The sequence below is a fragment of the Trueperella abortisuis genome, assembly GCF_030811095.1.
GTDB classification, from domain to species: Bacteria; Actinomycetota; Actinomycetes; order Actinomycetales; family Actinomycetaceae; genus Trueperella; species Trueperella abortisuis.
On record NZ_JAUSQL010000001.1, the window covers coordinates 850,776 to 876,638 of the forward strand.

Here is a 25,863-nt window from a genome sequence, read left to right on the forward strand (position 1 = left end):
CGACTGTGATCGGCAACGCCCGCACCGGCCGGTGAGACAGAATGTGCGCGGGCTTGGCATCCTTTCAGTTGGTCCGTGCATCCTATGATGATCAGTGAGTGCTCTATTTAGGGCACTCACCCTCGCCGACCCAATACTCAGGGATCAGGTCCTCAATCGTCTTACCTTCCGGCGGGAGGAAGTACCAACGGGTAGGGTTAAACGCCACGTGCATGTATAGAACGCCGATCATGTCCCCGTTGACATATTTAGACCACCACCTCAACCCCGGATCAGTGCTATCGGGCTGAATGCCATGCGACACAAGCCAACGAATAATAGGCGCCTTAATCTCCACGTCGGAACAATGCATCGGTGACACATACAGTAGCGGCACATCCACGCCCTCAACCTCTGGAAACTCATCCATCGCGCTCACGCCCTTGCCTTCTAACCTGTGATGTTGCCGCGACTATTATTTCATCCGTCGAAGTGGATTGGGTAGGTTCAGTCACGTAACTTGTTTTTGGCACGGTGATTCTTCTTTGTGGTGTTGCTGCATGTGGTTATGTGACGTGGGTTTACATGCCGGGGTCTGCCGCTCGCCACAGGCGCGCCTCTGTGTCCAAGACGCTCGGCTAGGAACTTCGGCACCGTTCCGGCCGCGCCCGTCACCGAGATAGTCAGGCGGTTCCGCCGTTGATCATCCGGCAACCTCCGGGCTCGTGATACGATCCCGTGAGCCTATATCGGGTGTTGATCAGGTCGATACCCAGCGCCCATGCCTGCTTGCGGTCGAGGGCCGGGGCGTTGACGTCGGCGTCGTTGGCGATGACAAGGCCAGCGGCGGCACGAATGTCGGCATCGGCCTCAGTCTTGCCCTGCTCGACGATGAGCGTGGTCGCGGTCAGGTACTTAGACCAGGTGCTGACCGGGTTATCCGTGAGCGGGTTGACCCGGTGGTAGAGGCCAAGGTCAGAGCACGAGACAGGGTGGTGTTCTTCGCCGGGGCCATGTCACGGTCAATGATGTCGGCCTGAAAGTCCTCATCCTTCCACATGAACTCAAGATCGGCGTTGTGCTTTTCAAGAGCACCGATGCGGGCAAGGACTTTTTCAAGATCCCCGGAGGCACCTTCAAGCTCGGTGATTCGTGTCTTGAGTTGGGAGACCTGGGCCCGGTTAGCTTTGGCTCGGTCTTCCCATTTACGTGCCTCGGCTTTCCAATCTGTTTCCTGTGCAGGAGCAGAATCGGTGCCGGGAGCTTGTGAAGTCTCGGCCTCATCAGTGGCCTCGGTCGTGTCGGTGTGCTGTGTGTCAGCCATGAGGGTGTCAAATGGTTTGTGTATGAGGATCTGATGAAAGGATTCGATTATGACCATGACACGTGATGAGAAGACCCGCCCGGCTGGCGCCGATGTTGTTGGGCAGCTGAAGGCTAACGGTGCTTTAGACGATCTATTTGCCCGCATTGATTCTGGCCAGATCGAGCTGACCGGGGATGGGGGAATGATCCCCGCACTGATCAAGGAAGCCCTGGAGCGCGGCTTGCAGGCCGGACGGGCTCACACCTGGGATATGAGCCCCGCGATCGGCAGGCTAAGGCCGAATCTGACCGGCCAATCAACGCCCGTAACGGGTCGTATACCAAGACCGTGGCTAGCGAGGTTGGCGATATTGAGCTGACCATTGCCCGGGACCGTGAAGGCTCTCTTTCACCCCCAGGTTGGTGCCTAAAGGTTCACGGCGCCTAGGTGGGCTGGATCAGATGATTATCAGCCTTTATGCCGGTGGGATGACCGTACGCGATATTCAGCATCATCTGGCTAAGACGATCGGCACGGAGCTATCCCATGAGACGATCGCTAAAATATTACTGACGCGCCCCGAGAGTCGGTCACCACTTGGCAGGAGCGGACCTGACAAGAGTTCTACCCGGTGATCTATCTCGATGCGATCCGGGTTAAGGTCCGTGACCAAGGCCGGGTGCGATCCAAGGCTGCTCATATTCGGGGTGGGGGTCGATATGGAGGGCATCAAGCACGCCCTTGGGTATCTGGGCCCCTAGACAATGAGGGGTCCTCGTTTTGGGCTTCCGTGTGCTTCCAACTAGCCAACCGGGGTATTCAAGACGTGCTGATTGTGTTGTGAGGTGCTGGTGGGCTTGCCTGAGGCTACCTTGGCCACCTGGCCCAACTCGCTAGTCCAAACCTGTGTCGTTCACCTGATCCGGGCCGCGAAGTACTTCGTGGCCTACCAGGACCGCAAAGCCCACTCAGTGTCCCTCACAGGCGATCTATACCGCCAGCAGCGAGCAGGTCGCTCAAGAGGCCCTAGAGGCCTTCGCCGCCTTGGACCTGGGCCAGAAGTACCCCTTCGGCGGTAGCGACCTGGCGTAACGCCTAGGGGGGCGCAACACCGGCGTTCTTGCAGTTCCCGCCAGCCCTGCGCAAAGTTCTACACGACTAACGCTATCGAGTCACCCAGCTACCAGCTGCGTAAGGTGAGGCAGAATCGCTCTCAGTTCCCTACCGATGAGGCGGGTCTCAAGCTGTTGTGGCTAGCTATTTGCGATATTGAGGATACCCGGGCCCGCCGGTGGGCCAAGGACAAAGGCAAAGCCGCCGCAGAGCGTAAAGGCGCGGGCCGACTGATCGAAGGGCAGGTGAAGGCGAACTGGAAACAGGCCCTGGCCCAACTAGCCGCGGCCTACCCCGACCGCATGAACCCCTACCTATAAAACAACCCCTTCATACACAACAAACTTGACAAGCTCCCTTGGCCCGCTCACGCAGGGCCTTCGCTTAGGCGTTCGCCTTGCGGATCTTGCGTAGGGCCCGTTCCTTATCCCACGCCTCGCCATCGCTCTCGTCGACGTCGTCGACGTCGTCGGCATCGGCGTCGTCGGCGGTATCGGTTGCTTTCTCGGCGTCGGCGTTGGTGGTCTGCTCCGGCTCGTCCTGAGGGCTTCCAGAACCCCCAGCCTCATCACCTGTGAGCATGACCAGGAATGGGTGGCGTCGTCCATACATTGTGTTTTGCCTCCTTACGGGCATCAAAAGAAGCCCACCACCAAGGGGCAGGCCAAATGGGTAAAACAAAACCCCACCAGAGATTGGTGGGGTCAAGAACATTTTGTGCGATGATTGCGCATTCTTAGGTGCGCGCGAATTCTCGGGCACCATCATAATCAAGCTCTTCGAGTTGTTCTCCAGTAGGTGGCCGATAGTCCAGTTTACTCTTGGCATATTCCTGAAGCGTGCTGGGCGGAACCATGCTCACATATACCGCCATTACTGGGAACGGTTCCCCCTCGTCGTCAATATATCCAACCGGTACATCGTCCGGGCACCGATCAAGCACTTCTCTCACATCCTCAAGTGCGAAACCCTCGAAGAATAGCGAGAACTTCTTGCTCTTATTCATTGATCCAGTACACCACCTTCCCAGAAGGCCCCATGCCAATCACAATATGGTGCCCATGCCCATATCGTCTCACATAGTCGTTAACTGATTCTACGAGGGCACTATCATCTCCTGTGCCGCTTGTGAGATAGGCTAACGATGCAGATTGTTTACGCGATTCAGAAATATTTCGACCGAACGGGCATCAAAAAAGCCCACCACCAAGGGACAGGCCAAATGGCATCAACTCTTGGCGGGGTCAAGAAGTATGTGAGAGTCCGGCTAAGACCGCGTGAACGCACGAACGCTCTCCATATCTGGGAGCGTATCGAACTGTTCATCCGAGGGCGGTCGATACCCGAGCTGTTCCTTAACGAACTGCTGGATTTCTTCAACGGCGGTATCCGTCGAGTAGGTAGCTAGGATTGGGAAAGGGCCTTCACCGTCATCGAAATAATCGGTTGGCTTTACACCTGGGAAACTCTCCAACACCGACTCTATTCTTTCTAATGAGAAGCCCTCAAAGGACAAACCGAAGTTCCGGGATCTAGCTTCACCTGTCATTGACCCAATAAACCACCTTCCCCGACGGATTCATCCCAATAACGATATGATAAGCATGCCCGTACCTCATCACATGTCTTTCTAACGCTCTACTCAACATATCATCGGAAGAATCAAGAAGTATTCAATTAGGTGCCAACCCTAGCCCGATGCTTAGCAATCCAACCCAAGCTCCGTTCAGTAAGTTCCGGGTCCCAACCGGCTCGGATCGTAACCTCCGTAACATCAAGAAGATCTGTAGGGATCTCTACACCGTCAAGCAAAGAAAACTGAAGAAAATCATCAATCTCCATGGCAATATCAACTGACGCACGATCAGATTCGATAACAGATTGCATCGGCTTAGAAAGATAAGGAAAAACCTGATCGGCAAAAGCCGTCGTAAGTTTATCGAAACCTACGGGAATAACCACCATTCCTCCTTCGAATTCCAATCGTTAGGTATTTCCTTCCGAACCTTACCATCGATGGTGTTTAGGAATACGTTTGCTCCTCCAACGGCGTGAGCACCTCTAAAAATCTCGCCATTATTCTCATAAACGCTGACATGGATTAAATCCCCATCAACCAATCCGACGAAACTCAGTACGATCACCCGTTTTCCGCACCACCGCAGGATCATTTCGCGTCACAATGATCGCTTGACGAAACTCGCTTCTAGACCACTGGGAAGAAAACTCTGTTTTGCCTACCCAATTCCTCCCCGATGCATGGCCTCCTTTCAAAGTGATTTCACCTTTAGAATTGACCCAGATACGGCCGTTAAGCACCTTATCGAGGGTTTCATCGTTAAGCCATTCCGGCACCTTCATACCATCACTGGAAGGCATACGAGGTGACTTATCACCGCCGAAGCTGCCAACCAGCGGGCGCCCCTTTTGGGAAGCAGACCCGGATGACGGGTCCTTGCCTGACGCTCATATTGCACCTCCTGGTTTTCGTATGCCTTTTACGCGGAAGACACGGCCACGAGCAACTTATGAACGCGCCGAGCATGCTTTGTCCCGCCATGCCTCAGACGCGGTCATTACCAGCGAGGTACAAACCTTTTCCCAGCAGACTTTGATGACATCGAAGCAATCAAATATGTCATGGATCGTGCTGTATATCTGGGCGAACCCCGCCTCGATGGTCAGGCGTTGCATTTTTCTGCCGAGATCCAAGGCGTGATATGCAATCTTGCGATTCGTTGAGAGGACGGGAAATGGACCCCGCGCTCTGTATGGCCAGTTTCAGGTAGGAGCGTAATGGTTGCGCACAAAGGAAGGAAAACTCCGCTACAATAGTGACATGCGACATTCACTGGATGAGCTTGCGGGCATGATCGATGCGCTGTTGGAATTGGTTCCTGAAACTCAATATGCCCGTGAGATGCGTCAACAGGCTGAATACGAAGAAGTAGTCTGGGCGCTACAAGATGAAGCAAAAAGACGTGGCATTGAGCTGCCTGAACGACTCAAAGAGAAGGTCTAAACTGGCCTGGAGCGGCCCCCGTAGGAAGGTACATTTCCTTAGTTCTTGACCCCACCAATCTCTGGTGGGGTCAAGAACCATGCTGGTCAAGCAGGTATGCGCAGTCAAGTACGCGCAAAAGCACGTACATCGTCAAAGTCACCTAGTTCTTCGATCTGCCTATCAGTTGGGGGCCGATAGTCCAGCTTCTCCTTCACAAATTGCTGAATTCTCTCCGGCGGAATTGCCGTCGAGTATGCCGCCAAGATGGGAAATGGCACATCGTCATCATCAAAATAGCTCGTCGGCGTTGTATCCGGGAATTGCTCTAATACCTGTTTGACTTCTTCCAAGGAGAATCCTTCGAAGAATAGGCCGAATTTTCTATTACGGCGTTCATCTGTCATTGACCCAATACACCACCTTCCCAGAAGGCCCCATACCAATCACAATATGGTGCCCATGCCCATATCGGTTAATATACTCGTGCACGATCCCCAAAGAAATCAGCCCAAAATGGGCGTTCCTTCTTAAAGATCTCAAGTTGCTCGGCTGTGAAATTGTGGGGATAATCAGTAAACAAGTTCAAAACTGTTTCCCGGTCGAATGTCACCAAATGAACACCGCGTGGTTGGTTTCCATATTCATCGATCTCGGTTACGTCCCAAATGTGCGCACCCGGAATATTGTCCTCAGCAGCTATGAATTGATTACTTTTCATGCCCGGATGCCCCCTTCATTTCATTAGGTCTTATATAGGCTTTGTGGCTAAATCTCGGGGGAGAACGATTCCCCGTTCTTCGGCGACATCTTGAATCAACATAATCGCTTCTTCAAACTCGGCTTGGCGCATCAGTTCATCAGTCAATGGGGTAGTTCCGACTAGTTCAATCAGAGATTCCGCTTGACGTTCATACGCCTTGAGTCTATCCACTTCCATACTCACAATCCTCCCGGCATTTTCACTCCATGGCGTGCAGCCATGACACCTCGACCGCGAAGCGGGAACATTGTGCGGATCTCCCAAGAACCATCATTAGATGGCATTACAACATAGGTATAAACGCCTTGAACCTCAGCATCAAAATAAAGTCGTTGGCTCTCATACTTTGGTTCACCCAGATAGGCAACCCGATCCATGACATATTTGATTGCTTCGATGTCATCAAAGTCTGCTGGGAAAAGGTTTGTACCTCGCTGGTAATGACCGCGTCTGAGGCATGGCGGGACAAAGCATGCTCGGCGCGTTCATAAGTTGCTCGTGGCCGTGTCTTCCGCGTAAAAGGCATACGAAAACCAGGAGGTGCAATATGAGCGTCAGGCAAGGACCCGTCATCCGGGTCTGCTTCCCAAAAGGGGCGCCCGCTGGTTGGCAGCTTCGGCGGCTTGGCTCCGCCACCGCCGCTAGTGCCCGTGGCTAGCTTGATGTTCTCCCGGCGGCGCCGGGTTGACTCCTTCGCTTTGACCCAGGCCGGTGAACGGAACTGTGAGTCCTTGGCGAACACGCCGTCGTTGAACAAGCCCGGGTTGTTGCGCCGCATCCGAGCCAAAATCTGGTTTTCACCGGCAGCCGTACGCGCCCACGAACGCCCGAACTCTTCTTCAGCATCGCCGCCGCCTGCATGGGCGACGTCCGGGTAGTCCTGTTGCGTGGTGCTTCGGCAAGTTCGTGGCTGCCCGGCCCGTCTCGTCAGTTAAGGCACAAGGGCGTGACCGGTGATGGCCCCGTCCGGAACTGATGGTTGTCTAGCCGCATCCCGCAGAGGCCTTCACTTGCCAACCCTCACACCAACCCTCACAACCTGCCCGGAAACTCCTCCGCTGCGGCGAATCGGTGGGGCGAAGGTAGGGGCCACGGTTACGTCTCCGCTGCACGGGGCAATGAGGGCTTACGACGAACGAGTGCGGACTTCCATGGTCAGAGGGCAGTACCGCCCGTGGTATCTCGAGCAGGCCTGCCGAAGCCTCAGTCATGATTCTCTATACACCTGTAATGTACTAGTGCCAAAGATCACTTCGCGTTACCATTAAGTCAATACTATTCAAAAGCCGCATAACGGCTTGGGCAGGAGCAAGATGTCCACACTCGATATTGGCAAAGCACTAGACGCGATTACCGACTGGCAGGAGGAGTCATACATCCACCTGCACCAGAATCCCGAACTCTCCATGCAGGAAACAGAAACCTGCGACTTCATCGAAGCCGAGCTGGAAAAGCTGGGCTACCAGGTGCAGCGGATCGGTGGGGGAGTCGTTGGTGTCCTAGAAAACGGTGAGGGGGCAACCGTTCTCTTCCGAGCCGACATTGACGCCCTGCCAGTTAAGGAAAACACTGGCTTGGAGTACGCCTCGACGATTACCCGAACCGACGAAAACGGCAACGAGGTGCCTGCGATGCACGCCTGCGGCCACGATTTCCACATCATGGCCAACCTCGGTGCCGCCCGCGTCCTCTCCGAAAACACCGATGCCTGGAGCGGAACCCACATCGCACTGTTCCAGCCCGGTGAGGAGACGGCGGCCGGAGCCAAATCCATGGTCGAGGACGGCCTGGTAGATAAGCTGCCCAAGCCCGACGTCGCTCTGGGTCAGCATGTCCTGGCCGGCCCAATGCGGTCGGGGCAGGTTGGCACGCATGCCGGGCCCATTCTTTCCACCGGCGCTTCAATCAAGGTGACTTTGCACGGCAAGGGCTCCCACGGTTCGATGCCGCACCTGGGCGTGGATCCGGTGGTTCTGGCATCGGCTATCGTCCTGCGGCTGCAGACGGTGGTCTCGCGTGAGATCAACCCGTTCGACATGGCCGTGCTGACGGTAGGCTCGGTTCAGGCCGGATCGAAGTCGAACATTATTCCCGACTCGGCGCAACTCCTGATTAATATCCGTGCTTACGACATGGCCGTTCGTGAGCAGCTACTGGCCGGCATCAAGCGCGTCGTCGTCGCTGAATGCGAAGCCGCCAACTGCCCTCAGGCTCCCGAGTTTGAGCTCTACGATTCCTACCCGCTGACCGACAACGACGTCGAGACTACCGAGAAGGTGACGAAGGCGTTCGTCGATCACTTCGGCGCGGATCGTGTGATGGACTGCGGCGAGGTATCCGCGTCGGAGGATTTCAGTTTCATCCCTGACGCGTTCGGCGTCGACTACTGCTACTGGGGCTTTGGCGGTTTCGAAGCCGGAGCCCAGACCTACCCCAACCACAACCCCGCGTTCGGGCCGGTCATGCAGCCGACTCTGCGCACGGGAACCGAAGCGGCGATTGTCGCGTGCCTGGCATGGCTGAAGGAGTGAATGATGACAACTACGACCGAAAAAACCGGCTACCAGGGCACTGAGAAGCTGCTTTGGGGCATTGTGCTTGCGGTGGTGACGTTCTGGCTGTTTGCCGGTACCGCGGCCACCGTTGCGCCGAACATCATGGCTGACATCGGTACAGACAATATCGATGCGGCGGGCATGAATCTGGCGGTGTCGATCACCGGCCTGTGCTCGGGCCTGTTTATGGTGCTGATGGGCGGCCTCGCCGACCGGATCGGGCGTGTCAAGATTACGCTCATTGGCATTGTGTTGAACGCTACCGGTTCGTTGCTCACCGTCTTCGCCTCGGGTGGCTTGGCGCTCCCGCTACTGCTGTCCGGTCGCGCGATTCAAGGCCTCGGAGCGGCCTGTATCATGCCGGCTTCGATGGCTCTGGTGAAGGCGTATTGGGATGGCCCTGCCCGTCAGCGTGCGGTGTCGATGTGGTCCATTGGTTCGTGGGGTGGCTCAGGCCTGGCCGCGATCTTCGGTGGTTCCGTCGTCAACTTCGTAGGCTGGCGAGGCATCTTCATCGCATCGATCATCATCTCGGCCATTGCGTTCGTGATGATCCTCGGTACTCCTGAAAACAAGGTCGCCGAGCCTACCCACAAGAAGTTTGATGCGCCCGGCCTAGCGCTGTTCATCGTTGGCACGCTTGGCCTGATGATCGTGCTGCTCTACGGTTCCAAGCTGGGCTGGTCCAGCCTCACCACGATTGGCCTGGCGTTGATGGCGGTCGTGGCATACGTCTTGTTCGTCCAGTGGGAGCGGAAGCAATCCAACCCGTTCATCGACTTCGCCCTATTCAAGAACACCACGTTCACCGGTGCCACGATCTCAAACTTCCTGGTCAACGGCACTATCGGCATGCTGATCATCAGCCAGCAGGTCATCCAGCTGGCGGGGCACAAGGCCGACGGGTCCCTGTACACGCCGTTTGATGCGGGTCTTCTCTCGCTTGGCTACGGTGTGTGTATCATCGCTTTCATCCGAATCGGCGAAAAGCTGCTGCAGCGCTTCGGACCGCGCAAGCCGATGATCTGGGGCTGTCTGATCACCATCGTGTCGTGCGTGATGCTGATGATGACCCATCTGCTCATTGGACAGTACGTCATTCTCGCAATCATCGCCTACTGCCTCTTCGGCCTCGGCCTGGCCTTCTACGCGACGCCGTCAACCGATGCCGCGCTGGCAAACCTGCCTGCCGCCCAGGCCGGTTCCGGCGCTGGTATCTACAAGATGGCGTCCTCGCTCGGTGGCGCAATCGGCACCGCTATTTCGCTGGCGGTCTTCTACGGGCTGCAGGGCGCCGAGGTGCCCGAGCTGATTGCCATGACCGGGCGCAGTGACAACGTCTCCCTACGACTCGCCGCGATGGTGGCACTCGGCGTTTCGCTGATATTCCTGTTGACGGCGATCGTCTCCATCACCACCACCGTCCCGAAGGGCGGCGGATCTGCTAACGGACCCGAGGAAACTCCGGATCCCGAACCGCAGGCGGTTCCCGACGACGAGCGTCAAGAGATCCTCGACCGGCTGGCTGAGCTCCCGATTGAGGAGCTCAGGAAGCTGGCTCGTTCCTAGTACGCTCAACACGTATAGATGTCGGGTGCATGAACCTAACAAACGGATTCATGCACCCGACGTCCCATTTACTGAGGCACTCAAGGGGTAGCCTTCAGGCCGCCTCGCCCGAGAATCTCGGGCACGCGAGCATCTTTGACGGCATGCGAGCACCTTTGGCGGCATGCAAGCGTCGTTCACTGCCTGCAACGCTTCATCGAGAGGCGAACTCGTCAACGCCTAGCCCCGCGCCGTCGTGCCGAATTGCGTCAGCCACTCTTCCAACACTCGTTGATACTCTTCAGGTTTACTCAGGCGCACCCCATGGCCAGTTCCGCCAATAACAGCGGTTTCAATACGGGGATTTGCCAGCTCGGCGATTGCCTTGACACCTTGGGTGCCAACGAGCACCTCCTGCGTGTCAGAGGTGACTACTAACGTGGGCACGGTGATAGCTCGCGCAATGTCACGCCACGGCGGTGAAAAACTCACGATGCCAGTGGCGAGTAGACGAGGGTCAACCAAGGCTTTACCGAATGCCCAACCGTAGTGCGAGGCTGCGTCCCAGCCAGGGCGCTGGTCGACATTTCCGGCAACCGTTCCAGCGGCGTCCCTGCGCCACAGATGAGCACTCGTTGCTACCTGTTCAGGGGCGCGCTCCACATACCCCGCCGCCTGTTCCTCATTCAGCCATGCGGGATCCTCAAGGAAAAGACCGCGAATGAGGTCTGGTCTGCTCACTGATAGATACGATGAGATGGCGGCGCCCATCGAGTGGGCAATGACAATCGGCGTCTTTCCATAGAGCGTGCGAAGATGCTCGATCGCACGTTCCAGCTGGTGTGCCGAAGCTTCGCCTGGCTGACGAAGCTCTTCATCTGTGAGGCGGCGGGAAGTGCCGTGGCCGAGGGAGTCGAAAGCGATCACCAGGTAACGGTCGGCGAGTCGATTTATCAGGTCTACCCACGCAACACCCGAATCACACACTCCGTGAACGAGTGCCACCATTGGTGCATCGGGATCACCCGCCGCATAATACGACAGCATGTAGAGACTCCTTTCGCCGGCATACAGCCTCGATGTTTTCGCCTTGTTCTTTCCTATTTTGCACGGCGTCGCCCTCATCGTCCACGCTCACTCGGAGAAACTGAATCCTTCGCAGACCTCGTCTTGCAAGCCTCGGCCGTCGCAGTCGGCGTCGTGGCGGTGCAACCTCGATCGAACCGTCCGCCCTATGACGTTCGCCGGCCTTGCCTAGAGCCGCGCCTCTAGCGGCCCGCGCCTCAAGGCTGGTGCCTAGAGCGACTTGAGCCTCAAGGTCCGAGCCTCGAGGCTCAGGCCCGCGGGGTGAATAGAGCGTTTGCCCTGATCAGATGCACAAAATCGGTGGCGGGTCCGGCGCGATTTCAATAGAGTTGAGCGTACACATGTCATTGGGTTGCATCCACGCAAAGGAGCTGTGAACGCCTCATGCGTATAAGAAGTCGCATTGCCGCAGTCGCAACGATTGCGCTAATACTGAGCGCAGGGAGCCTGCCTGCGCTCGCCGCTACGACCGAGAAGGATCTCTCAGCCGCAGCGGACACCACGTTGCAGGCGTGGGCGTCGGAGAAGATGCAGACAAACGCCGGAAAGCCGTACATCGGTACGTTGCATCCGACGCGCGGGGGAGCCTCGACCCCCAATCAGCCCTACGGGCTCTTCGGTGAAGGATTTGTCTCCGCTGACGTCTCGGATCAGACCGACGCGAAGATGGGGATGATCTCCTTCGACCTGGGCTCGCTTCTCAAGGCCCCGGAGCAGGCAACCCTTCAGCTGACGTACATTGGGCACGTCGTGAACAACTTGCAGGGCACGGAGCAGGCGCAGGTCGGCGTCGCCCTCGTCGATACCGCCACCTGCACGAACGGCGCGACGAACTGCGCGACTGACGCGGCGACGTGGGCAACCCGTCCGAGCTTTACCCTCACCGCCGACGACGTGGCCTACGCCGACGAATTCCCGGTCGCCGCGGCGGGCCGCTACACTTCGGACACAATGACAATCCCCGCGGACAAGCGCAAGGCGGTGACGATCGACGTCACGGACATGGTTCGCTCGGCATTCGAAGCCGGTGACCGCCTTCTGACCTTCGCGATCGGTGAGACGAAGGGGATGGAGCTCCGTTTCGCCTCCACCGAGGGCATCGCGGCCCTGGGCGGGTTGACGGCGGCCGACGCCCCAACCTTGCGCGTGAGCGGCGAGTTCGAGTCCGAGCCGCAGGCGCCGGAGGGCCCGCGCGCGTGGGACGAGCAGGTGGCGGCGATGGCCGACGACGACGTGTTGTGGTACAACCAGCCCGCCTCCGACACCGCCGCGGGCTGGGTTGGCACGGGTAATCACCTTCAGTCGGGCGGCAAGGACGACCGCTGGCAGCGCACCACGCTCCCGATCGGCAACGGTAAGGTCGGGGGAACGGTCTGGGGTGAGGTCGGCTCGGAGAGGATCACCTTCAACGAGGAGACGCTGTGGACGGGCGGACCCGCCAAGGGGCGCACCTACGTGGGTGGCAACGAAGCCGGCCGCGGGCGCAACGGCGCAGCCCTACGCGCGCTCAACCGTGAGCTAGACGGCGGCGCAACTACGGTGGCCAACACGAGTGGTCTCACCGGTGGCTTCGACGCGCGCCAGCAGGGATCCTTCCAGAACTGGGGCGACCTGACGATCACGTCGAACATCCCCGACAACGCTGACGTCTTCTACTTCCAGCGTTCACTCGATCTGACGACGGGCGTGGCAAACGTCCACTTCAACTACGACGGCACGGACTACACGCGCGACTACTTCGTCTCCAACCCCGACGACGTCATGGTCGCCCATCTCGAGGCCGTCGGTGACAATAGGTTGGGCTTCGACGTGGCGTTGCCTTTGAACGAGGGGTGGAGCAAGTCGGGCGCGTCGGTGCGGGTCGACGGCGACACGCTCACCTCCTCGGGTGCGCTCGCCAACAACGGGCTACTCTACAACGCGAAGATCCGTGCGGTCGTCGAAGGAGATGACGCCACGGTCACGCCGTCCGCGGGTAATAACGCGCTGACGGTGTCCAACGCGACGAAGGTCACGCTCTACGTGGCGGCGGGCACCGATTACAAGGCGAGCTACCCGGCATACCGCACCGGGGAAACTGCACAGCAGCTCGATACGCGGCTGGCCGGCGTCGTGAACGCGGCGGCGGCGAAGGGCTACGACGCCGTTCGGGCGTCTCACGTCGCGGATCATTCGGCGCTTTATGGGCGGGTCAAGCTCGATCTGGGGCAGGCGGCAAGCTTCGGCGAGGGCGCCAAGCCCACTGACGCGCTCCTCACCGCCTACAAGCAGGACAGGGCGAGCAAGGCTGAGAAGCGCACGCTGGAGACCCTCGTCTACAACTACGGGCGCTACCTGACGGTGGCGTCGTCGCGGCAGAACAGCCAGTTGCCCTCCAACCTCCAGGGCATCTGGTCCTCCACGGCCGACGACAACGCCCACGGACGCACCCCGTGGGGCGCCGACTTCCACCTCAACGTCAACCTACAGATGAACTACTGGCCGACCTACTCATCCAACCTGGAGAAGTCGGCGCTGCCGCTCCTTGACTACGTGGAGGGCCTCGTGGAGCCGGGCCGTGTCACGGCGAAGGTGTACGCCGGTGCGCAGACGGAGGCAGGGACGAAGATCGGCGAGGGTGCGGGCTTTATGGCCCACACCGAAAACACGGCATACGGTTGGACGACGCCGGGCGAGGCGTTCTCGTGGGGTTGGAGTCCGGCGGCGGTGCCGTGGATCCTGCAGAATGTCTACGAGTACTACGAGTACACGGGCGACGAGGCGGCCCTGCGCGATCGGATCTACCCGATGCTGAAGGAAGAGGCGAACTTCTACGTCAATTACATGCTCAAGAAGGGCAACATTGACGCCGCCGACGGCAAGCCTCGCCTGACCACGGGCGTGGCCTACTCGCCCGAGCACGGCCCGTTGGGCACTGACGGCAACACCTACGAAAGCTCCCTCGTGTGGCAGCTGCTGCAGGACGCGCAGGAGTCCGCGAAGGCGCTCGGGGTGGATTCGGACCTGGTAAATGCGGAGGGGCAGTGCTCGGTGGACAACTGGCGCAAGGACGATTCCGGCGCGTTCGTGGCAGACGCCAACCGCTCGTGGTCGTGTGCTCAGAGCCTACTGAAGCCCATTGAGGTGGGCAATGACGGCCAGATCAAGGAGTGGTTCTTCGAGGGTGGCCTCGGCAAGGACAAGGCCGGCCGGCCGATCTCGGATTACCAGAGTGGCCACCGCCACCTGTCCCACATGCTGGGGCTCTTCCCGGGCGACCTCATCACGGTCGACAACGCCACCTACATGGATGCCGCGAAGGTTTCACTCAACCAGCGTGGCGACGACGCGACCGGCTGGGGCGTTGGTCAGCGCATCAACTCCTGGGCACGCACCGGCGACGGCGACCGCGCCTACCTGCTCATCACCAAGCAGCTGAAGAACGCGATGTATCCCAACCTGTTTGATGCTCATCCGCCCTTCCAGATTGACGGCAACTTTGGCAATACGTCGGGCGTCAATGAGATGCTCGCACAGTCGAACTCGACATTTGAGAAGGACGGAGTGGCCTATCACAACTACATTCACCTGTTGCCGGCGCTACCGAGCGCGTGGGCGGACGGCAGCGTGTCGGGCCTGAAGGCGCGCGGCAACTTCGACCTCGACTTCACGTGGGCCGGGGGCAAGGTGAAGACCGTCGCTGTGACGTCCAACAAGGGCGGCGACGCCGTGCTCGCCTTCGACGGGGCCGACCAGTTTAAGTCCGTGATCGTTGACGGGAATGCGGACTCGGGAGAGCGCATCGCGCTTACAAATCTCGATGCCACCCACGTCTCCTTCGCCACCGAGGCGGGGCATAGCTACACCCTGTCTGCGCTTGACGTCCCGCGCCCGGAGAAGCCGGAGGCGAAGGTTGAGGTTTCGCAGTGGAAGGATACGACCCCGAATGTGGAGGATCGGACGTTTAATCAGGAACGGACGGTGACCACCACCGACTACGTGTGGGACGGTGAGAAGTGGGTTGCCGGTGACCCGGTTGTGACCACTGAGTCTCAGACGCGGCCGATGACGGCGCAGGAGATCGCCAAGCTGGTGCCGGGGCAGTGTCAGGTGATGGATCGTCCGGTGTCGCCGGCGCGCGGGAGTGGCGTGTTGGGTGATGCTACGGGTGATCGTTTTGCTGACTTGTGGTCGGTAGATGAGTCTGGGGCTATCCATTTCTACGTCAACGATGGCACGGGCGGGTTCTACCATAAGGGCATCGTGGGCTGCGCTGAGCGGCCGATCACGGACATCAGCGCGATCCGGGACCTTGATGGTGACCTGCGCGCCGACCTCCTGGTGCGCTACGACAACGGAGACCTGTACTACTTCCACTCGCAAGGTGATGGGTTCTTGACCAAGGGCGTTCAGGCGGGCCATGGCTGGAATGGTATGGACAATATTGTCTATGCCGGCAAGCTTGGTGCTTCGAGGGCGGATTATGTGGTGGCCCGTGAGGTGGCTAGTGGTGACTTGTACCGTTACCAGGTCGGTGATGGTGGCTTGTTTGGGGGGACGAAGATTGGTCATGGCTGGTCGGCGATGACCACGATTTTGGCCCCGGGCCAGTTCGTGGGCAGCTCTTACAGTGACCTGGTGGCGATCAGTGCCGATGGGGTGATGTATGCCTATGCGGGTAATGCTGATGGCGGGGTCTATGGTGTGGGCCAGATTGGTCATGGCTGGGATTCCTTCGTCCAGGCCACCATCCCCGGTGACGTGGATGGTGATGGGCGCCTGGATCTGATCGGTATCCGCGAGGATGGGAAGATGTTTGCCTACAAGAACCAGGCCAATGGCTGGTGGGGTGTTGCCCGCCAGGTTGGTCATGGGTGGTCTGCGATGGTTGCGATCAGTTAGCGGACCGGTGGCAGGGCCCACGAATGGGCCCTACCCGCCATGCTAGATACGTGTGGGCCCGGAGGGAATCCCGGGCCCACACCCACACCCGCCACTCCTATCAGATCCCCAGCACTGCTTTGGCGATGAGGAAGTAGACGATCAGCCCACTGGCATCGACGAAGGTGGAAATGAAGGGGTTGGAGAACACGGCGGGATCCGTCCCGAGCTTCTTGGCGATCATGGGCATGACGCCGCCGATGCTCGCCGCGATCGTACACACGGCCAACAGCGTCAGCCCGATCGTCACGCCGATGGAAAGGCCGAAGATGACGCCGGTGATGACGGCCCCGAGTGTGCCGAGCAATGCGCCGAGGGTGAGTCCCACCGTGAACTCTCGCCCGAGTACGCGCAGCAGATCCGAACCGCGGACGTCGCCGAGGGCGAGCGCGCGCGTGACCGTGGTCGCCGCCTGGTTGCCCGTGTTGCCACCCGTGCCGATCAGCAAGGGCACGAAGAGTGCGAGGGCCGTGACCTGCTCGAGCGTCGTTTCGAAGATGGACAGGACGTGAACGGTCAGGGCGGCCCCGACGGCGAGGACGGCCAACCACACGATCCGGGAACGCACAAGCGAGCACACCGGGGTGGAGAAGTAGGGGCGCCCGAGCGGCTCCACGCCACCCTGCATGGCCGTGTCCTCCGTCTCGGCGTGTTCGATGATACGACCGGCGTCGTCGACGGTGAGGATCCCGAGGAGGCGCCCCTCGCTGTCGACGATCGGCATGGCAAGCAATCGGAGCTCGAAGCAGAGGCGGGCGGCGTCCTCGGCGCAGTGGTAGGCGCTGGCCACGTGGACGGCGGACATGAGATCGCGGATCATCACCTCGGGCGTGGCCCCCAGTAGCTGACGCAGGCCGACGACGCCGACCACGCGCCGTGCGTCGTCGACCACCGGGATTGTGTAGATGGTCTCGGCGTCCTCGAGGCGGCTCTTGATCCGCGCGAGGGTCTGGCCCACGGTGTAGGTCTCCCGGGTGGAGACAACGTGCGGGGACATGCGCCGGCCAATCGAGCCCTTGGGGTAGCCGAGGAGGTCGGTGGTGTGGCGGCGCTTGTCGCCGCTCAGGCCTCTCAGGAGCCGGGTGGAGAGGTTGGCGGGTAGCTCGTCGAGGAGGAGTGCGCGGTCGTCGGGGTCAAGGGAGTCGAAGATTTCCACGACCTCGCGGTTTTGCAGCCCTTTGATGAGGTCGGACTGCTGGCGAGGGCTCAGGATGTCGAAGACGGCGAGGGCGCGGTCCTTGGGCAGAAGCCGGTAGAAGACGGGCTGCTGGCGCTCGGGCAGACGCTCGAGGATGTCGGCGGTTTGGGCCGGGCTGGCGAGGGAGACGTGCTCAACGACGGCAGCGAACTTGCCCGCAGACAGCTCGGGCTGGATCGTTTCGAGGACGGAGTTGACGTCAACGTTCTGGCTCATGGTGCTTCCTTACGTGGAGGAGCCGGTGGCATGGCTCAACTCACCACGTCCCCAGGTGCCGACGATCAGCGGCTGCGGCGCTCAGAACGACGACGCGCGGGAGCCGCCGTCGGGCAGGGAGGACGTGGTCTTGCTTCGGTGACGAGAACTGTCACTGTTCACGGGTCCTCACCTCACTTTCGGCGGTCGGCGTCGGGGCGAGACCAGTGTAGCCGCATTCTCCGGGCTTGGCCATTACCGCCGCCACACCTCGTTTGCGGTGGAGCCGACGCCGGGCCTCGCCTTGCGGCTTCGCTGTCAGCCATGATCCTCGCCCACGTCCCGGGCGCACCGTAGACTGATGGGGAACTCGACATGAGCGGAGGAGACATGGAATGCAGGCGCATGGGGGAGTCGGGGCTGACCGTCTCCGTTTTGGGTTACGGTGCCAACAACCTGGGTCGGGCCGGGACGATGAGCGAGGACGAGAAGGGCGCGGCCGCCGTCGTGAACGCGGCGCTGGAGGCCGGGATCACCTACTTTGATTCGGCCAATGTGTACGGCAAGCGCACGGGACTGTCGGAGAAGTTGCTGGGCAAAGCGCTGGGGGCCCGGCGCGAGGAGGTCGTGATCGCCACGAAGTTCGGCATGCGGCTCAAGGAAGACTCACCGGTCAGCGCGCGCGGTTCGCGCGGGTACATGCTGTCCTGTCTCGAGGACTCGCTGCGCCGGCTCGACACTGACTACATCGACCTGTATTACTATCATTCGCCCGATCCTCGCACGCCCCTCGAGGAGACCGTCGACGCGTTGGAAAGCGCCGTCGATCAGGGCAAGATCCGCTACTACGCCGTGTCTAACATGGCTGGCTGGCAGACGGCGGCCACCGCGCAGCTTGCCAGCCGCGGCAAGCTCGTGGCCACCCAGAACCACTACAACCTCATCGACCGGCGCGCCGAGCAGGAGATCCTGCCAGCTGCCCGCTACTACGGCCTTGGTGTGGTGCCCTACTTCCCGCTGGCTGCCGGACTGCTGACCGGCAAGTACACCGACGCCGTCCCTGAGGGTGGGCGGCTGAAGGCGGGCGATCCCAAGCTGGAGGCGGCGGATATGGACCAGCTGCGCCGCTACCGTGGCTTTTGCGAGGAACGCGGTTTTGCCCAGGCCGACCTCGCCATCGCCTGGCTCGCCCATCAGGACCCGGTGGCCTCCATTATCGCCGGCGCGACCAGGCCGGAGCAGATCGCCTCCAACGCCAAGGCGGTGGACATTGAGCTCGACGACGCCGACCTCGCCGCACTCGACGAGATTTTCCCGCCGGCAGGTAAGGTCGCGCTCTTCTAGGCGCCGTCAGTGCGCGCAACCGCGCCGTTCTGTGGTTCCTTTCATGGTGGGTAATGCGGGCAAGAGCGCGCAGGTGAACTATGATAATCGGTGGTGTGTGCTGTGGGCACACGTGTAGCTATAAACGGACATGTTGTCCCTAACTCGAGTGGAGTACTGTGAAGCAGATCGTAGAGAACATCAGCGAGACCCGCGCCAAGCTGAGCGTGGAGGTCCCTGCCGAGGAATTTGATTCGGATTACGAGAAGGCCGCCAAGGAGCTGTCCAAGCAGGTCGCGATCCCCGGATTCCGTGCCGGCAAGGCTCCGCGCCGCGTGGTCGAGTCGAAGATTGGCCGCGGCTACATTATCGAGCAGGCCATCAATGACAACCTGGACAAGTACTACCAGGCCGCCGTCAAGGAGACGGGCATCGTTCCGATGTCGCGCCCCGAGGTGGAGATCAGCGAGGTCCCGGAGATGAAGGGCAAGGCGGACACCTCGGCCCTGAAGTTTACGGTTGAGGTGGACGTGCGCCCGGAGATCTGGATGCCGAACCCGGCCGACTTCTCTGTTGAGGTCCCGGCGGTCGAGGTGACGGACGAGGACGTTGAGGCTGAGCTCGAGGCTCTGCGCGAGCGCTTCGCCACCCTGACCACGGTTGACCGCGCGGCCGCCGAGGGCGACTACGTCAACATCGACCTCGTGGCCAAGATCGGCGAGGAGGAGGTGGACGACGTCGCTGGCGTGTCCTACCGCATCGGCGACGCCAACATGCTCGAGGGTCAGGACGAGGCGCTCACGGGTGCCACTGCGGACTCGACCGTTGAGTTCACCGCCAAGCTTGCCGGGGGCGAGCACGAGGGCGAAGAGGCGAACGTGACCGTCACGGTTCACTCCGTGAAGGAATCTGTGCTTCCCGACGCCGACGATGACTTTGCGCAGATGGCCTCCGAATTCGACACGATCGAGGAGCTCAAGGTCTCGCTTCGCGAGAGCGCGGCCAAGTCGAAGGCTGACTCGCAGCTCTCGGGTGCCTACCAGGCGCTCGTTGACCAGCTGATCGAGGCCTCGGACTTCCCGCTTCCCCAGGGCCCGATCGAGGAGGAGATCGCCAACCACCTGCGCAACGAGGGCAAGGAGGAAGGCGATCCGCACGGCGAGGAGATCCGCAAGGATGTCGAGGACTCGCTGCGCACCCAGCTGCTGCTCGACACCTACGCCCAGGCCTTCAAGGTCAAGGTGGGCCAGGAGGAGCTGCTCGACTTCCTCATGACGCAGGCCCAGATGTACGGCATGGATCCGAACCAGTTCATCCAGGCCGCCGTCTCCACCGGTCAGCTCAATGCGTTCGCCGGCGAGCTCGCCCGTAACAAGGCTGTCATGGCCGCACTGCGCCTGGCCCAGGTTAAGGACGAGAACGGCAACGCCGTGGACGTGGACGCGATCCTCGGCGAGAAGCCCGAAGACGAGGTTGTTCCCGAGTTCACCGCCAAGCCTGCGAAGGTAGCAGCCAAGGCAGAGAAGAGCGAGAAGTCCGAGAAGAAGGCCGACGCCGATGCCGCGGCCGAGGACGGCGGCGAGGCTCCTGCTGGCGATATCTTCGACCCGGCCGACCACAAGGTTGACGAGGTTCTCGCCTACGTCGAGGGCGCGGACGAGGCCGAGAAGGCTCGCGTGCTCGAGGCTGAGAAGAACGGCAAGGCTCGCAAGACCCTCATTTCCAAGCTCGAGGCTTAAACCATACGCGCGGGGGCGGGAGCGGCCAGGCCGCTCCCGCCTTTGTATGTGCCAACAGCGAAAAGTCGGTGCTTCGGGAATGGCCGGGGGAGCGGGCTTCGTTAGGATCGATTGAGTGAAGCGCGCCGCCGCCACGGGCGGACGCATCTATCATCTACATCCGCCCATGGGGGCGAAGGAGGGGCGTCATGCCACAATCAGCCGGGCCAGGCCAACTCGCACTTGGCGACTCGATCTTTAATCGGCTCCTAAAGGAAAGGATCATCTGGCTGGGTGATCAGGTGACGGACGAGCTGGCGAACATGATCTCCGCACAGCTCCTGCTGCTCGCAGCCGAGGATCCGGACAAGGACATTTACCTTTACATCAACTCGCCGGGCGGCTCCGTCACGGCGGGGATGGCCATCTTCGACACGATGCAGTACGTCAAGCCGGACGTGGCGACTGTGGGCATGGGCCTTGCGGCGTCGATGGGACAGTTCCTGCTCACCGCCGGCGCGAAGGGCAAGCGCTACATTACCCCGCACACCCGGGTCCTCATGCATCAGCCGCTCGGCGGAGTGCAGGGAACTGCCACCGATATCCGCATCAACGCTGACCTCATCCTCAAGATGAAGGAGGAGCTTTCGGCGCTGAACGCGAAGCACACCGGAAAGTCGGTGGAGCAGATCCTCGCGGATTCGGACCGCGATCGGTGGTTCACCGCCCAGGAGGCTCTCGAGTACGGTTTCGTGGACCACATTATCGAAAGCTCGTCGGCCGTCGTCGGCGGCGGCGGCGTGGATCGCGGCGCTTCCACCGCGGCAGAGAACTAAGGAGCGGATTATGTACGGACTTTCACTTCCCTCATCCCAGCTCGCCGGTGGCATGGCTCCGCAGATGCCGTCCAACCGCTACGTCCTGCCCAGCTTCGAGGAGCGCACGCCCTACGGCTATAAGCGCCAGGACCCGTACGCGAAGCTATTCGAGGATCGCATCATCTTCCTCGGAGTCCAGGTCGATGACGCGTCCGCCGACGACGTCATGGCTCAGCTCCTCGTGCTGGAGTCCCAGGATCCGGAGTCGCCGATCACGATGTACATTAATTCCCCGGGCGGCTCTTTTACGGCGTTGACCGCGATCTACGACACGATGCAGTACGTCAAGCCGGAGATTCAGACGGTGTGCCTCGGCCAGGCGGCCTCAGCCGCGGCGGTTCTGCTCGCCGGCGGCTCGCCGGGACGCCGCCTCGCGCTTCCGAACGCGCGCGTGCTCATCCACGAACCCGCGATGCAGGGCGCCCAGGGCCAGGCCTCGGATATCGCGATCATCGCCGAGGAGATGGACCGCATGAACCAGTGGCTCATCGACACCCTCGCTCGCCACACCGGCCAAGAGGCGGCCACGATCGAGAAGGATATCTCGCGTGACAAGATCCTCACGGCCGAACAGGCCAAGGACTACGGGATTGTCGACCAGGTGCTCGTCTCCCGTAAGGCTACGCGCCAGCAGGGTTAAGGCCTTCCTGAGGCTTGGTGCGTGGGGGCGGCGCTTCGGCGCCGCCCCCACGCACGTAGCATGTATGGCGCGCCGCACTGGCTATGTGCGGCGTTTTGGTGTGGAATTGAGGGTATAGAGGAAAGAGGTTGCCAGATGACTCGTACCGCAGACGCGGCCGACATGCTCAAGTGCTCGTTTTGTCAAAAGAGCCAGCGCCAGGTTCGTAAGCTGATCACTGGCTCGGGTGTCTACATCTGCAATGAGTGCATCGAGCTGTGCAATGAGATCATCGCCGAGGAGTTCGGTGCCGCGGACGGTGGCGACCAGCCCCAGGCGGAGCTGCCCACCCCGCGGGAGATATATGACTTCCTCAACGAGTATGTGATCGGCCAGGATTCCGCCAAGCGCACGCTCGCCGTCGCGGTCTACAACCACTACAAGCGCATCCGCTCCCTGACCTCGGTGGCGGACGCGAAGAAGGAAGACCACGTCGAGATCGGCAAGTCCAACATCCTCATCATTGGCCCCACCGGCACGGGCAAGACGTACCTGGCCCAGACACTGGCGAAGATCCTCAACGTGCCCTTCGCGATCGCGGACGCGACTGCGCTGACGGAGGCGGGATACGTGGGTGAGGACGTGGAGAACATCCTCCTCAAGCTCATCCAGGCCGCCGACGGCGACGTGTCGCGCGCCGAGCAGGGCATCATCTATATCGACGAGATCGACAAGATTTCCCGCAAGTCCGAGAATCCCTCCATCACGCGTGACGTCTCCGGCGAAGGCGTGCAGCAGGCGCTGTTGAAGATCATCGAGGGGACGGTGGCGGCCGTACCCCCGCAGGGCGGACGTAAGCACCCTCAGCAGGAATTCATCGAGATCGATACCTCGAACATCCTCTTCATCGTCGCTGGCGCGTTCGCGGGCATGGAAGAGATCGTGTCCTCGCGCACGGGTAAGCGCGGCATCGGCTTCGGCTCCTCCCTCCATGAGGCGCAGGACTCCGGGGCGTTGCTCTGTCAGACCACCCCGGAGGACCTGCACAAGTTCGGCCTCATCCCCGAACTCGTCGGCCGACTGCCTGTCCTCGCCACAGTCAACGACCTGACGGTGGAGGACCTCGTCCAGATCCTGAAGACCCCACGCAACGCGCTGATCAAGCAGTACCAGAAGATGTTCGAGCTGGATGGCGTCAAGCTCGAGTTCACCGACGCGGCCGTGGAAAAGATCGCCTCGGAGGCGATCGAGCGCGGCACGGGCGCACGCGGGCTGCGCTCCATCATGGAAAACCTCCTGCGCGAGCTCATGTTCGACATCCCCTCGCGTGACGACGTGGAGAAGGTCCTCATCGACGCCGACGTCGTGGACGGGACGGGGGAGGCGCTCGTCGTCACCAGCCGGAAGAACAGGACCGCCTAGCACGCCCTCGGTGCAGAGCGAAGGAGAAGCCATGGAGATCCCCGACCAGCTCGGCGTCTACCGCAAGACGATCGACAATCTCGACGCCGCGCTCATCCATATCCTCGCCGAACGCTTCCGCTGTACTCAGCAGGTCGGTCTGCTCAAGGCCGAGCACTCGCTACCTCCCTCGGACCCGGAGCGCGAGAAGCGCCAGGTAGAGCGGCTCCGGCGCCTGGCGGAGGAAGCAGACCTCGACCCGGTCTTCGCCGAGAAGTTCCTCAAGTTCATCGTGGCCGAGGTCATCCGACACCATGAACGCATCGCGGCGGAAAAGAAGGACGCCTAGGCGAGGACGCTCCCACGCGCGGAAGGCAGGGCGGCGGGCTTACTTGGTGTAGATCTCCTCGATCGCTGAGTCGAAGTCACGGATCACGGCGGTGCGCTTGACCTTGAGCGACGGCGTCAGGTAGCCATTCTCAATGGTGAAATCCGCGGGCAAGATCTTGAACTTGCGGATGGACTCGGCACGCGAGACGTGTTCGTTCGTGCGCTTGACGGCGCGGTCAATCGCGGCGATGACCTGCGGGTCGTTGATCGCCTCAGTGACGGACATCGCGGGAAGGCCGCGATTGGACAGCCACTGGGGCAACGCCTCGGCGTCGAGGGTGACGAGGGCGGCGACGAAGGGCTTCTTGTCACCAACCACCACCACCTGGGAGATGAGCGGGTGTGAGCGCAGCCGGTCCTCCAGCTCGGCGGGGGCGACGTTCTTGCCGCCCGCCGTCACGATCAGCTCCTTCTTCCGGCCGGTCACCCACACGAACTCGTCCTCATCCACGCGGCCGATGTCGCCCGTGCGGAACCAGCCGTCCTCCGTGAAGACGGCGGCCGTGGCCTCCGGGTCGTTGTGGTAGCACTTGAAGACGTGGTCGCCCTTGACGAGAATCTCCCCATCCTCGGCAGCCTTGACGTAGCAACCCGGGTAGGCCGGGCCAACCGAGCCAAGGCGGGTCTTATTCACGCGGTTGACCGCGGTGGGGGCGGCAGTCTCCGACAGGCCGTAACCCTCGAGGACCTGGATGCCGGCGCCGGTGAAGAAGGCCGCGAGCCGGTTTCCGAGCGGGGCACCGCCGGAAATGGTGTACTTGACCTTGCCACCCATGATCTCGCGCAGGTTTGAATAGACGAGGCGGTCGAAGATGCGCTGCTGGGCCTTGAGCTGGGCCGACGGACCCTCCGGCGTCTCCAGTGCCCGACCGTAGGCGATCGCCACCTTCGCCGCGGTGCGGAACATCTTGAGCTTGATGCCCCTGCCCGCCTTCGCGTCCGCCGCGTTGTAGATCTTTTCAAACACGCGCGGTACGGCCAGCACGTAGGTAGGCTTGAAGGACTGCATGTCAGCTACCAGGTTGCGCGTGTCCGGGCTGTAGCCGATCTCGGTGCCCACGTAGAGCGCAAGGACGTTGATGAAGCGGGCAAAGACGTGGGCCATCGGCAGGAACAGGAGCGTGCGGGCGTCCTTGCGTGAGACCACGTCCATGAGGCCCTCGTCCACCGGGCCGTTGATGACGACGTGGAGCAGGTTGCGGTGAGTGAGGACCACGCCCTTCGGCCGGCCCGTCGTTCCCGAGGTGTAGATGATCGTCCACACGTCGTCGGCCTTCTGGGCGTCGATGCGCCGGTCGATCTCGTCGTCGTCGTGCAGGGAACCCATGGCGGAGATGCGGCCCTGGGCGTCGTCGGCGATGACGAAGATCTGCTCGAGCACGTCCCCCTTAAGGAGCGGGCTCATCATGGTCTCCATCGCCTGACTCTCGACGACGGCAAAGCGGCAACCGGCGTCGTTGACGATCCACTCGGCCTGGTCGAGCACGGAGGTCTCGTAGATTGGCACGGCGTAGCCGCCCGCGAACTGGATCGCCAGGTCAAACAGCGACCATTCGTAGGAGGTGTGCGCCATGATCGCCACGCGGTCGCCGGGCTTCAGGCCGAGGGCGATGAAGCCACGCGCGAGGGCTCGGAGCTCATCGTAAAGCTGAGACCACCCGACCCCGATCCACTGGTTACCCATGGTCGACTTGCGGTAGAGGGCCGTCTTCTTCGGCATTTCCAGCGCACGACGCCGGATCAGCGCGGGGACCGTCATCTGGTCCGTGACTTCCATCTTGCCGGGGACGAATGACACTCCCTCTTCTTCGATGTATTCGCTCACCGAATCTCCTTCGTATCGACGATAAAGCTACGGTACCGTAGCCGG

The 25,863-nt window shown here is 60.9% G+C and carries 31 protein-coding genes; 18 read left to right on the top strand and 13 right to left on the bottom strand.

Translation table 11 applies throughout. The annotated features are described in order from the left end of the window. Positions 1 to 103 precede the first annotated feature (103 nt). Complete coding sequence (locus J2S45_RS03725) at positions 104 to 418, bottom strand: hypothetical protein (RefSeq protein ID WP_296929806.1); 315 nt, start codon at positions 416 to 418, stop codon at positions 104 to 106. A 468-nt stretch (positions 419 to 886) separates the two neighbouring features. After that, positions 887 to 1,360 (bottom strand): hypothetical protein, encoded by a 474-nt coding sequence (locus J2S45_RS03730; RefSeq protein ID WP_307634580.1) that lies wholly within the window; start codon positions 1,358 to 1,360, stop codon positions 887 to 889. Here J2S45_RS03730 and J2S45_RS11095 point away from each other — a divergent pair. The 6 genes from J2S45_RS11095 (at position 1,353) to J2S45_RS11120 (ending at position 2,718) form a co-directional block, all read left to right on the top strand. Further along, positions 1,353 to 1,664, top strand: a complete 312-nt coding sequence (locus J2S45_RS11095; RefSeq protein WP_407702461.1) for a hypothetical protein — start codon at positions 1,353 to 1,355, stop codon at positions 1,662 to 1,664. The two genes, J2S45_RS03730 and J2S45_RS11095, sit on opposite strands and share 8 nt — an antisense overlap. Then, positions 1,601 to 1,732 (top strand): transposase, encoded by a 132-nt coding sequence (locus J2S45_RS11100; RefSeq protein WP_407702500.1) that lies wholly within the window; start codon positions 1,601 to 1,603, stop codon positions 1,730 to 1,732. The genes J2S45_RS11095 and J2S45_RS11100 overlap by 64 nt, the downstream gene beginning before the upstream one ends. Positions 1,733 to 1,746: 14 nt before the next feature. Continuing rightward, positions 1,747 to 1,920 (top strand): transposase, encoded by a 174-nt coding sequence (locus J2S45_RS11105; RefSeq protein WP_407702462.1) that lies wholly within the window; start codon positions 1,747 to 1,749, stop codon positions 1,918 to 1,920. A 44-nt stretch (positions 1,921 to 1,964) separates the two neighbouring features. Beyond that, a complete protein-coding gene (locus tag J2S45_RS11110) occupies positions 1,965 to 2,129 on the top strand; it encodes a hypothetical protein (protein ID WP_407702501.1) in 165 nt (54 codons plus the stop codon). Positions 2,130 to 2,136: 7 nt separating this feature from the next. Then, positions 2,137 to 2,364 carry a transposase gene (locus J2S45_RS11115; RefSeq protein WP_407702463.1) on the top strand — a complete coding sequence of 76 codons (228 nt, stop codon included), beginning with the start codon at positions 2,137 to 2,139 and terminating at the stop codon, positions 2,362 to 2,364. A 117-nt stretch (positions 2,365 to 2,481) separates the two neighbouring features. Continuing rightward, positions 2,482 to 2,718 carry a hypothetical protein gene (locus J2S45_RS11120; protein ID WP_407702464.1) on the top strand — a complete coding sequence of 79 codons (237 nt, stop codon included), beginning with the start codon at positions 2,482 to 2,484 and terminating at the stop codon, positions 2,716 to 2,718. 64 nt (positions 2,719 to 2,782) lie between these two features. Here J2S45_RS11120 and J2S45_RS03740 read toward each other — a convergent pair whose 3' ends face one another. After that, a complete protein-coding gene (locus J2S45_RS03740; RefSeq protein ID WP_307634581.1) occupies positions 2,783 to 3,010 on the bottom strand; it encodes a hypothetical protein in 228 nt (75 codons plus the stop codon). Between the two features lie 124 nt (positions 3,011 to 3,134). Then, entirely contained in the window at positions 3,135 to 3,404 is a 270-nt protein-coding gene (locus tag J2S45_RS03745; RefSeq protein WP_307634582.1) for a hypothetical protein, read from the bottom strand. 138 nt (positions 3,405 to 3,542) lie between these two features. Between J2S45_RS03745 and J2S45_RS03750 the strand changes: the two genes are divergently transcribed. After that, entirely contained in the window at positions 3,543 to 3,806 is a 264-nt protein-coding gene (locus J2S45_RS03750) for a hypothetical protein (protein ID WP_307634583.1), read from the top strand. Positions 3,807 to 4,075: 269 nt separating this feature from the next. Here the strand turns inward: J2S45_RS03750 and J2S45_RS03755 are convergent, their stop codons facing one another. Then, complete coding sequence (locus J2S45_RS03755) at positions 4,076 to 4,363, bottom strand: hypothetical protein (RefSeq protein ID WP_307634584.1); 288 nt, start codon at positions 4,361 to 4,363, stop codon at positions 4,076 to 4,078. A 147-nt stretch (positions 4,364 to 4,510) separates the two neighbouring features. Next, complete coding sequence (locus tag J2S45_RS03760) at positions 4,511 to 4,759, bottom strand: hypothetical protein (RefSeq protein ID WP_307634585.1); 249 nt, start codon at positions 4,757 to 4,759, stop codon at positions 4,511 to 4,513. 478 nt (positions 4,760 to 5,237) lie between these two features. On the opposite strand from J2S45_RS03760, the gene J2S45_RS03765 reads away from it, so the two are divergent. Further along, complete coding sequence (locus tag J2S45_RS03765) at positions 5,238 to 5,420, top strand: hypothetical protein (protein ID WP_307634586.1); 183 nt, start codon at positions 5,238 to 5,240, stop codon at positions 5,418 to 5,420. 104 nt (positions 5,421 to 5,524) lie between these two features. Here J2S45_RS03765 and J2S45_RS03770 read toward each other — a convergent pair whose 3' ends face one another. The 4 genes from J2S45_RS03770 to J2S45_RS03785 form a co-directional block, all read right to left on the bottom strand. After that, a complete protein-coding gene (locus tag J2S45_RS03770; RefSeq protein ID WP_307634587.1) occupies positions 5,525 to 5,806 on the bottom strand; it encodes a hypothetical protein in 282 nt (93 codons plus the stop codon). A gap of 68 nt (positions 5,807 to 5,874) precedes the next feature. Next, on the bottom strand, positions 5,875 to 6,120 hold the full coding sequence (locus J2S45_RS03775) for a DUF7675 family protein (RefSeq protein ID WP_307634588.1): 246 nt from the start codon (positions 6,118 to 6,120) through the stop codon (positions 5,875 to 5,877). 30 nt (positions 6,121 to 6,150) lie between these two features. Next, a complete protein-coding gene (locus tag J2S45_RS03780; protein WP_307634589.1) occupies positions 6,151 to 6,339 on the bottom strand; it encodes a hypothetical protein in 189 nt (62 codons plus the stop codon). A gap of 106 nt (positions 6,340 to 6,445) precedes the next feature. Further along, positions 6,446 to 6,940 (bottom strand): hypothetical protein, encoded by a 495-nt coding sequence (locus J2S45_RS03785; RefSeq protein WP_307634590.1) that lies wholly within the window; start codon positions 6,938 to 6,940, stop codon positions 6,446 to 6,448. Positions 6,941 to 7,475: 535 nt separating this feature from the next. Between J2S45_RS03785 and J2S45_RS03790 the strand changes: the two genes are divergently transcribed. Next, on the top strand, positions 7,476 to 8,693 hold the full coding sequence (locus tag J2S45_RS03790) for an amidohydrolase (protein ID WP_307634591.1): 1,218 nt from the start codon (positions 7,476 to 7,478) through the stop codon (positions 8,691 to 8,693). A gap of 3 nt (positions 8,694 to 8,696) precedes the next feature. Continuing rightward, positions 8,697 to 10,286 carry an MFS transporter gene (locus J2S45_RS03795; RefSeq protein ID WP_307634592.1) on the top strand — a complete coding sequence of 530 codons (1,590 nt, stop codon included), beginning with the start codon at positions 8,697 to 8,699 and terminating at the stop codon, positions 10,284 to 10,286. A 219-nt stretch (positions 10,287 to 10,505) separates the two neighbouring features. Here J2S45_RS03795 and J2S45_RS03800 read toward each other — a convergent pair whose 3' ends face one another. Further along, entirely contained in the window at positions 10,506 to 11,312 is an 807-nt protein-coding gene (locus tag J2S45_RS03800; protein WP_307634593.1) for an alpha/beta fold hydrolase, read from the bottom strand. A gap of 423 nt (positions 11,313 to 11,735) precedes the next feature. On the opposite strand from J2S45_RS03800, the gene J2S45_RS03805 reads away from it, so the two are divergent. Continuing rightward, positions 11,736 to 16,232, top strand: a complete 4,497-nt coding sequence (locus J2S45_RS03805; RefSeq protein ID WP_307634594.1) for a glycosyl hydrolase family 95 catalytic domain-containing protein — start codon at positions 11,736 to 11,738, stop codon at positions 16,230 to 16,232. 100 nt (positions 16,233 to 16,332) lie between these two features. Here J2S45_RS03805 and mgtE read toward each other — a convergent pair whose 3' ends face one another. Continuing rightward, entirely contained in the window at positions 16,333 to 17,685 is a 1,353-nt protein-coding gene (gene mgtE, locus J2S45_RS03810) for a magnesium transporter (RefSeq protein WP_307634595.1), read from the bottom strand. On the opposite strand from mgtE, the gene J2S45_RS03815 reads away from it, so the two are divergent. The 7 genes from J2S45_RS03815 to J2S45_RS03845 all read left to right on the top strand — a co-directional run bounded on the left by J2S45_RS03815 (position 17,684) and on the right by J2S45_RS03845 (position 23,952). After that, positions 17,684 to 17,827: a hypothetical protein gene (locus tag J2S45_RS03815; RefSeq protein ID WP_296929311.1), complete on the top strand. Its 144-nt coding sequence runs from the start codon at positions 17,684 to 17,686 to the stop codon at positions 17,825 to 17,827. The genes mgtE and J2S45_RS03815 overlap by 2 nt on opposite strands. Positions 17,828 to 18,039: 212 nt before the next feature. Next, on the top strand, positions 18,040 to 19,008 hold the full coding sequence (locus J2S45_RS03820) for an aldo/keto reductase (RefSeq protein ID WP_307634596.1): 969 nt from the start codon (positions 18,040 to 18,042) through the stop codon (positions 19,006 to 19,008). A 158-nt stretch (positions 19,009 to 19,166) separates the two neighbouring features. Next, the gene (tig, locus tag J2S45_RS03825; protein WP_296929315.1) at positions 19,167 to 20,726 is read left to right on the top strand and encodes a trigger factor; all 1,560 of its coding nucleotides are present in this window, start codon (positions 19,167 to 19,169) and stop codon (positions 20,724 to 20,726) included. Between the two features lie 188 nt (positions 20,727 to 20,914). Next, positions 20,915 to 21,541, top strand: coding sequence for an ATP-dependent Clp protease proteolytic subunit (locus J2S45_RS03830; protein ID WP_270974088.1), 627 nt, complete (start codon positions 20,915 to 20,917; stop codon positions 21,539 to 21,541). A gap of 10 nt (positions 21,542 to 21,551) precedes the next feature. Beyond that, positions 21,552 to 22,223, top strand: coding sequence for an ATP-dependent Clp protease proteolytic subunit (locus J2S45_RS03835; protein ID WP_270974089.1), 672 nt, complete (start codon positions 21,552 to 21,554; stop codon positions 22,221 to 22,223). A gap of 135 nt (positions 22,224 to 22,358) precedes the next feature. Beyond that, on the top strand, positions 22,359 to 23,624 hold the full coding sequence (gene clpX, locus J2S45_RS03840; RefSeq protein ID WP_307634597.1) for an ATP-dependent Clp protease ATP-binding subunit ClpX: 1,266 nt from the start codon (positions 22,359 to 22,361) through the stop codon (positions 23,622 to 23,624). A gap of 31 nt (positions 23,625 to 23,655) precedes the next feature. After that, positions 23,656 to 23,952: a chorismate mutase gene (locus J2S45_RS03845; RefSeq protein ID WP_270974093.1), complete on the top strand. Its 297-nt coding sequence runs from the start codon at positions 23,656 to 23,658 to the stop codon at positions 23,950 to 23,952. Between the two features lie 39 nt (positions 23,953 to 23,991). Here the strand turns inward: J2S45_RS03845 and J2S45_RS03850 are convergent, their stop codons facing one another. After that, a complete protein-coding gene (locus tag J2S45_RS03850) occupies positions 23,992 to 25,818 on the bottom strand; it encodes an AMP-dependent synthetase/ligase (RefSeq protein WP_296929322.1) in 1,827 nt (608 codons plus the stop codon). Positions 25,819 to 25,863 lie beyond the last annotated feature (45 nt).

Coding starts and splice junctions, on each gene's coding strand:
- J2S45_RS11095 (WP_407702461.1), top strand. CDS start 1,353: ATGACCATGACACGTGATGAGAAGACCCGCCCGGCTGGCGCCGATGTT.
- J2S45_RS03730 (WP_307634580.1), bottom strand. CDS start 1,360: ATGGTCATAATCGAATCCTTTCATCAGATCCTCATACACAAACCATTT.
- J2S45_RS11105 (WP_407702462.1), top strand. CDS start 1,747: ATGATTATCAGCCTTTATGCCGGTGGGATGACCGTACGCGATATTCAG.
- J2S45_RS03740 (WP_307634581.1), bottom strand. CDS start 3,010: ATGTATGGACGACGCCACCCATTCCTGGTCATGCTCACAGGTGATGAG.
- J2S45_RS03745 (WP_307634582.1), bottom strand. CDS start 3,404: ATGAATAAGAGCAAGAAGTTCTCGCTATTCTTCGAGGGTTTCGCACTT.
- J2S45_RS03750 (WP_307634583.1), top strand. CDS start 3,543: ATGCAGATTGTTTACGCGATTCAGAAATATTTCGACCGAACGGGCATC.
- J2S45_RS03755 (WP_307634584.1), bottom strand. CDS start 4,363: ATGGTGGTTATTCCCGTAGGTTTCGATAAACTTACGACGGCTTTTGCC.
- J2S45_RS03760 (WP_307634585.1), bottom strand. CDS start 4,759: ATGAAGGTGCCGGAATGGCTTAACGATGAAACCCTCGATAAGGTGCTT.
- J2S45_RS03765 (WP_307634586.1), top strand. CDS start 5,238: ATGCGACATTCACTGGATGAGCTTGCGGGCATGATCGATGCGCTGTTG.
- J2S45_RS03770 (WP_307634587.1), bottom strand. CDS start 5,806: ATGACAGATGAACGCCGTAATAGAAAATTCGGCCTATTCTTCGAAGGA.
- J2S45_RS03775 (WP_307634588.1), bottom strand. CDS start 6,120: ATGAAAAGTAATCAATTCATAGCTGCTGAGGACAATATTCCGGGTGCG.
- J2S45_RS03780 (WP_307634589.1), bottom strand. CDS start 6,339: ATGGAAGTGGATAGACTCAAGGCGTATGAACGTCAAGCGGAATCTCTG.
- J2S45_RS03785 (WP_307634590.1), bottom strand. CDS start 6,940: ATGCGGCGCAACAACCCGGGCTTGTTCAACGACGGCGTGTTCGCCAAG.
- J2S45_RS03790 (WP_307634591.1), top strand. CDS start 7,476: ATGTCCACACTCGATATTGGCAAAGCACTAGACGCGATTACCGACTGG.
- J2S45_RS03795 (WP_307634592.1), top strand. CDS start 8,697: ATGACAACTACGACCGAAAAAACCGGCTACCAGGGCACTGAGAAGCTG.
- J2S45_RS03800 (WP_307634593.1), bottom strand. CDS start 11,312: ATGCTGTCGTATTATGCGGCGGGTGATCCCGATGCACCAATGGTGGCA.
- J2S45_RS03805 (WP_307634594.1), top strand. CDS start 11,736: ATGCGTATAAGAAGTCGCATTGCCGCAGTCGCAACGATTGCGCTAATA.
- J2S45_RS03815 (WP_296929311.1), top strand. CDS start 17,684: ATGGTGCTTCCTTACGTGGAGGAGCCGGTGGCATGGCTCAACTCACCA.
- mgtE (WP_307634595.1), bottom strand. CDS start 17,685: ATGAGCCAGAACGTTGACGTCAACTCCGTCCTCGAAACGATCCAGCCC.
- J2S45_RS03820 (WP_307634596.1), top strand. CDS start 18,040: ATGAGCGGAGGAGACATGGAATGCAGGCGCATGGGGGAGTCGGGGCTG.
- J2S45_RS03830 (WP_270974088.1), top strand. CDS start 20,915: ATGCCACAATCAGCCGGGCCAGGCCAACTCGCACTTGGCGACTCGATC.
- J2S45_RS03835 (WP_270974089.1), top strand. CDS start 21,552: ATGTACGGACTTTCACTTCCCTCATCCCAGCTCGCCGGTGGCATGGCT.
- clpX (WP_307634597.1), top strand. CDS start 22,359: ATGACTCGTACCGCAGACGCGGCCGACATGCTCAAGTGCTCGTTTTGT.
- J2S45_RS03845 (WP_270974093.1), top strand. CDS start 23,656: ATGGAGATCCCCGACCAGCTCGGCGTCTACCGCAAGACGATCGACAAT.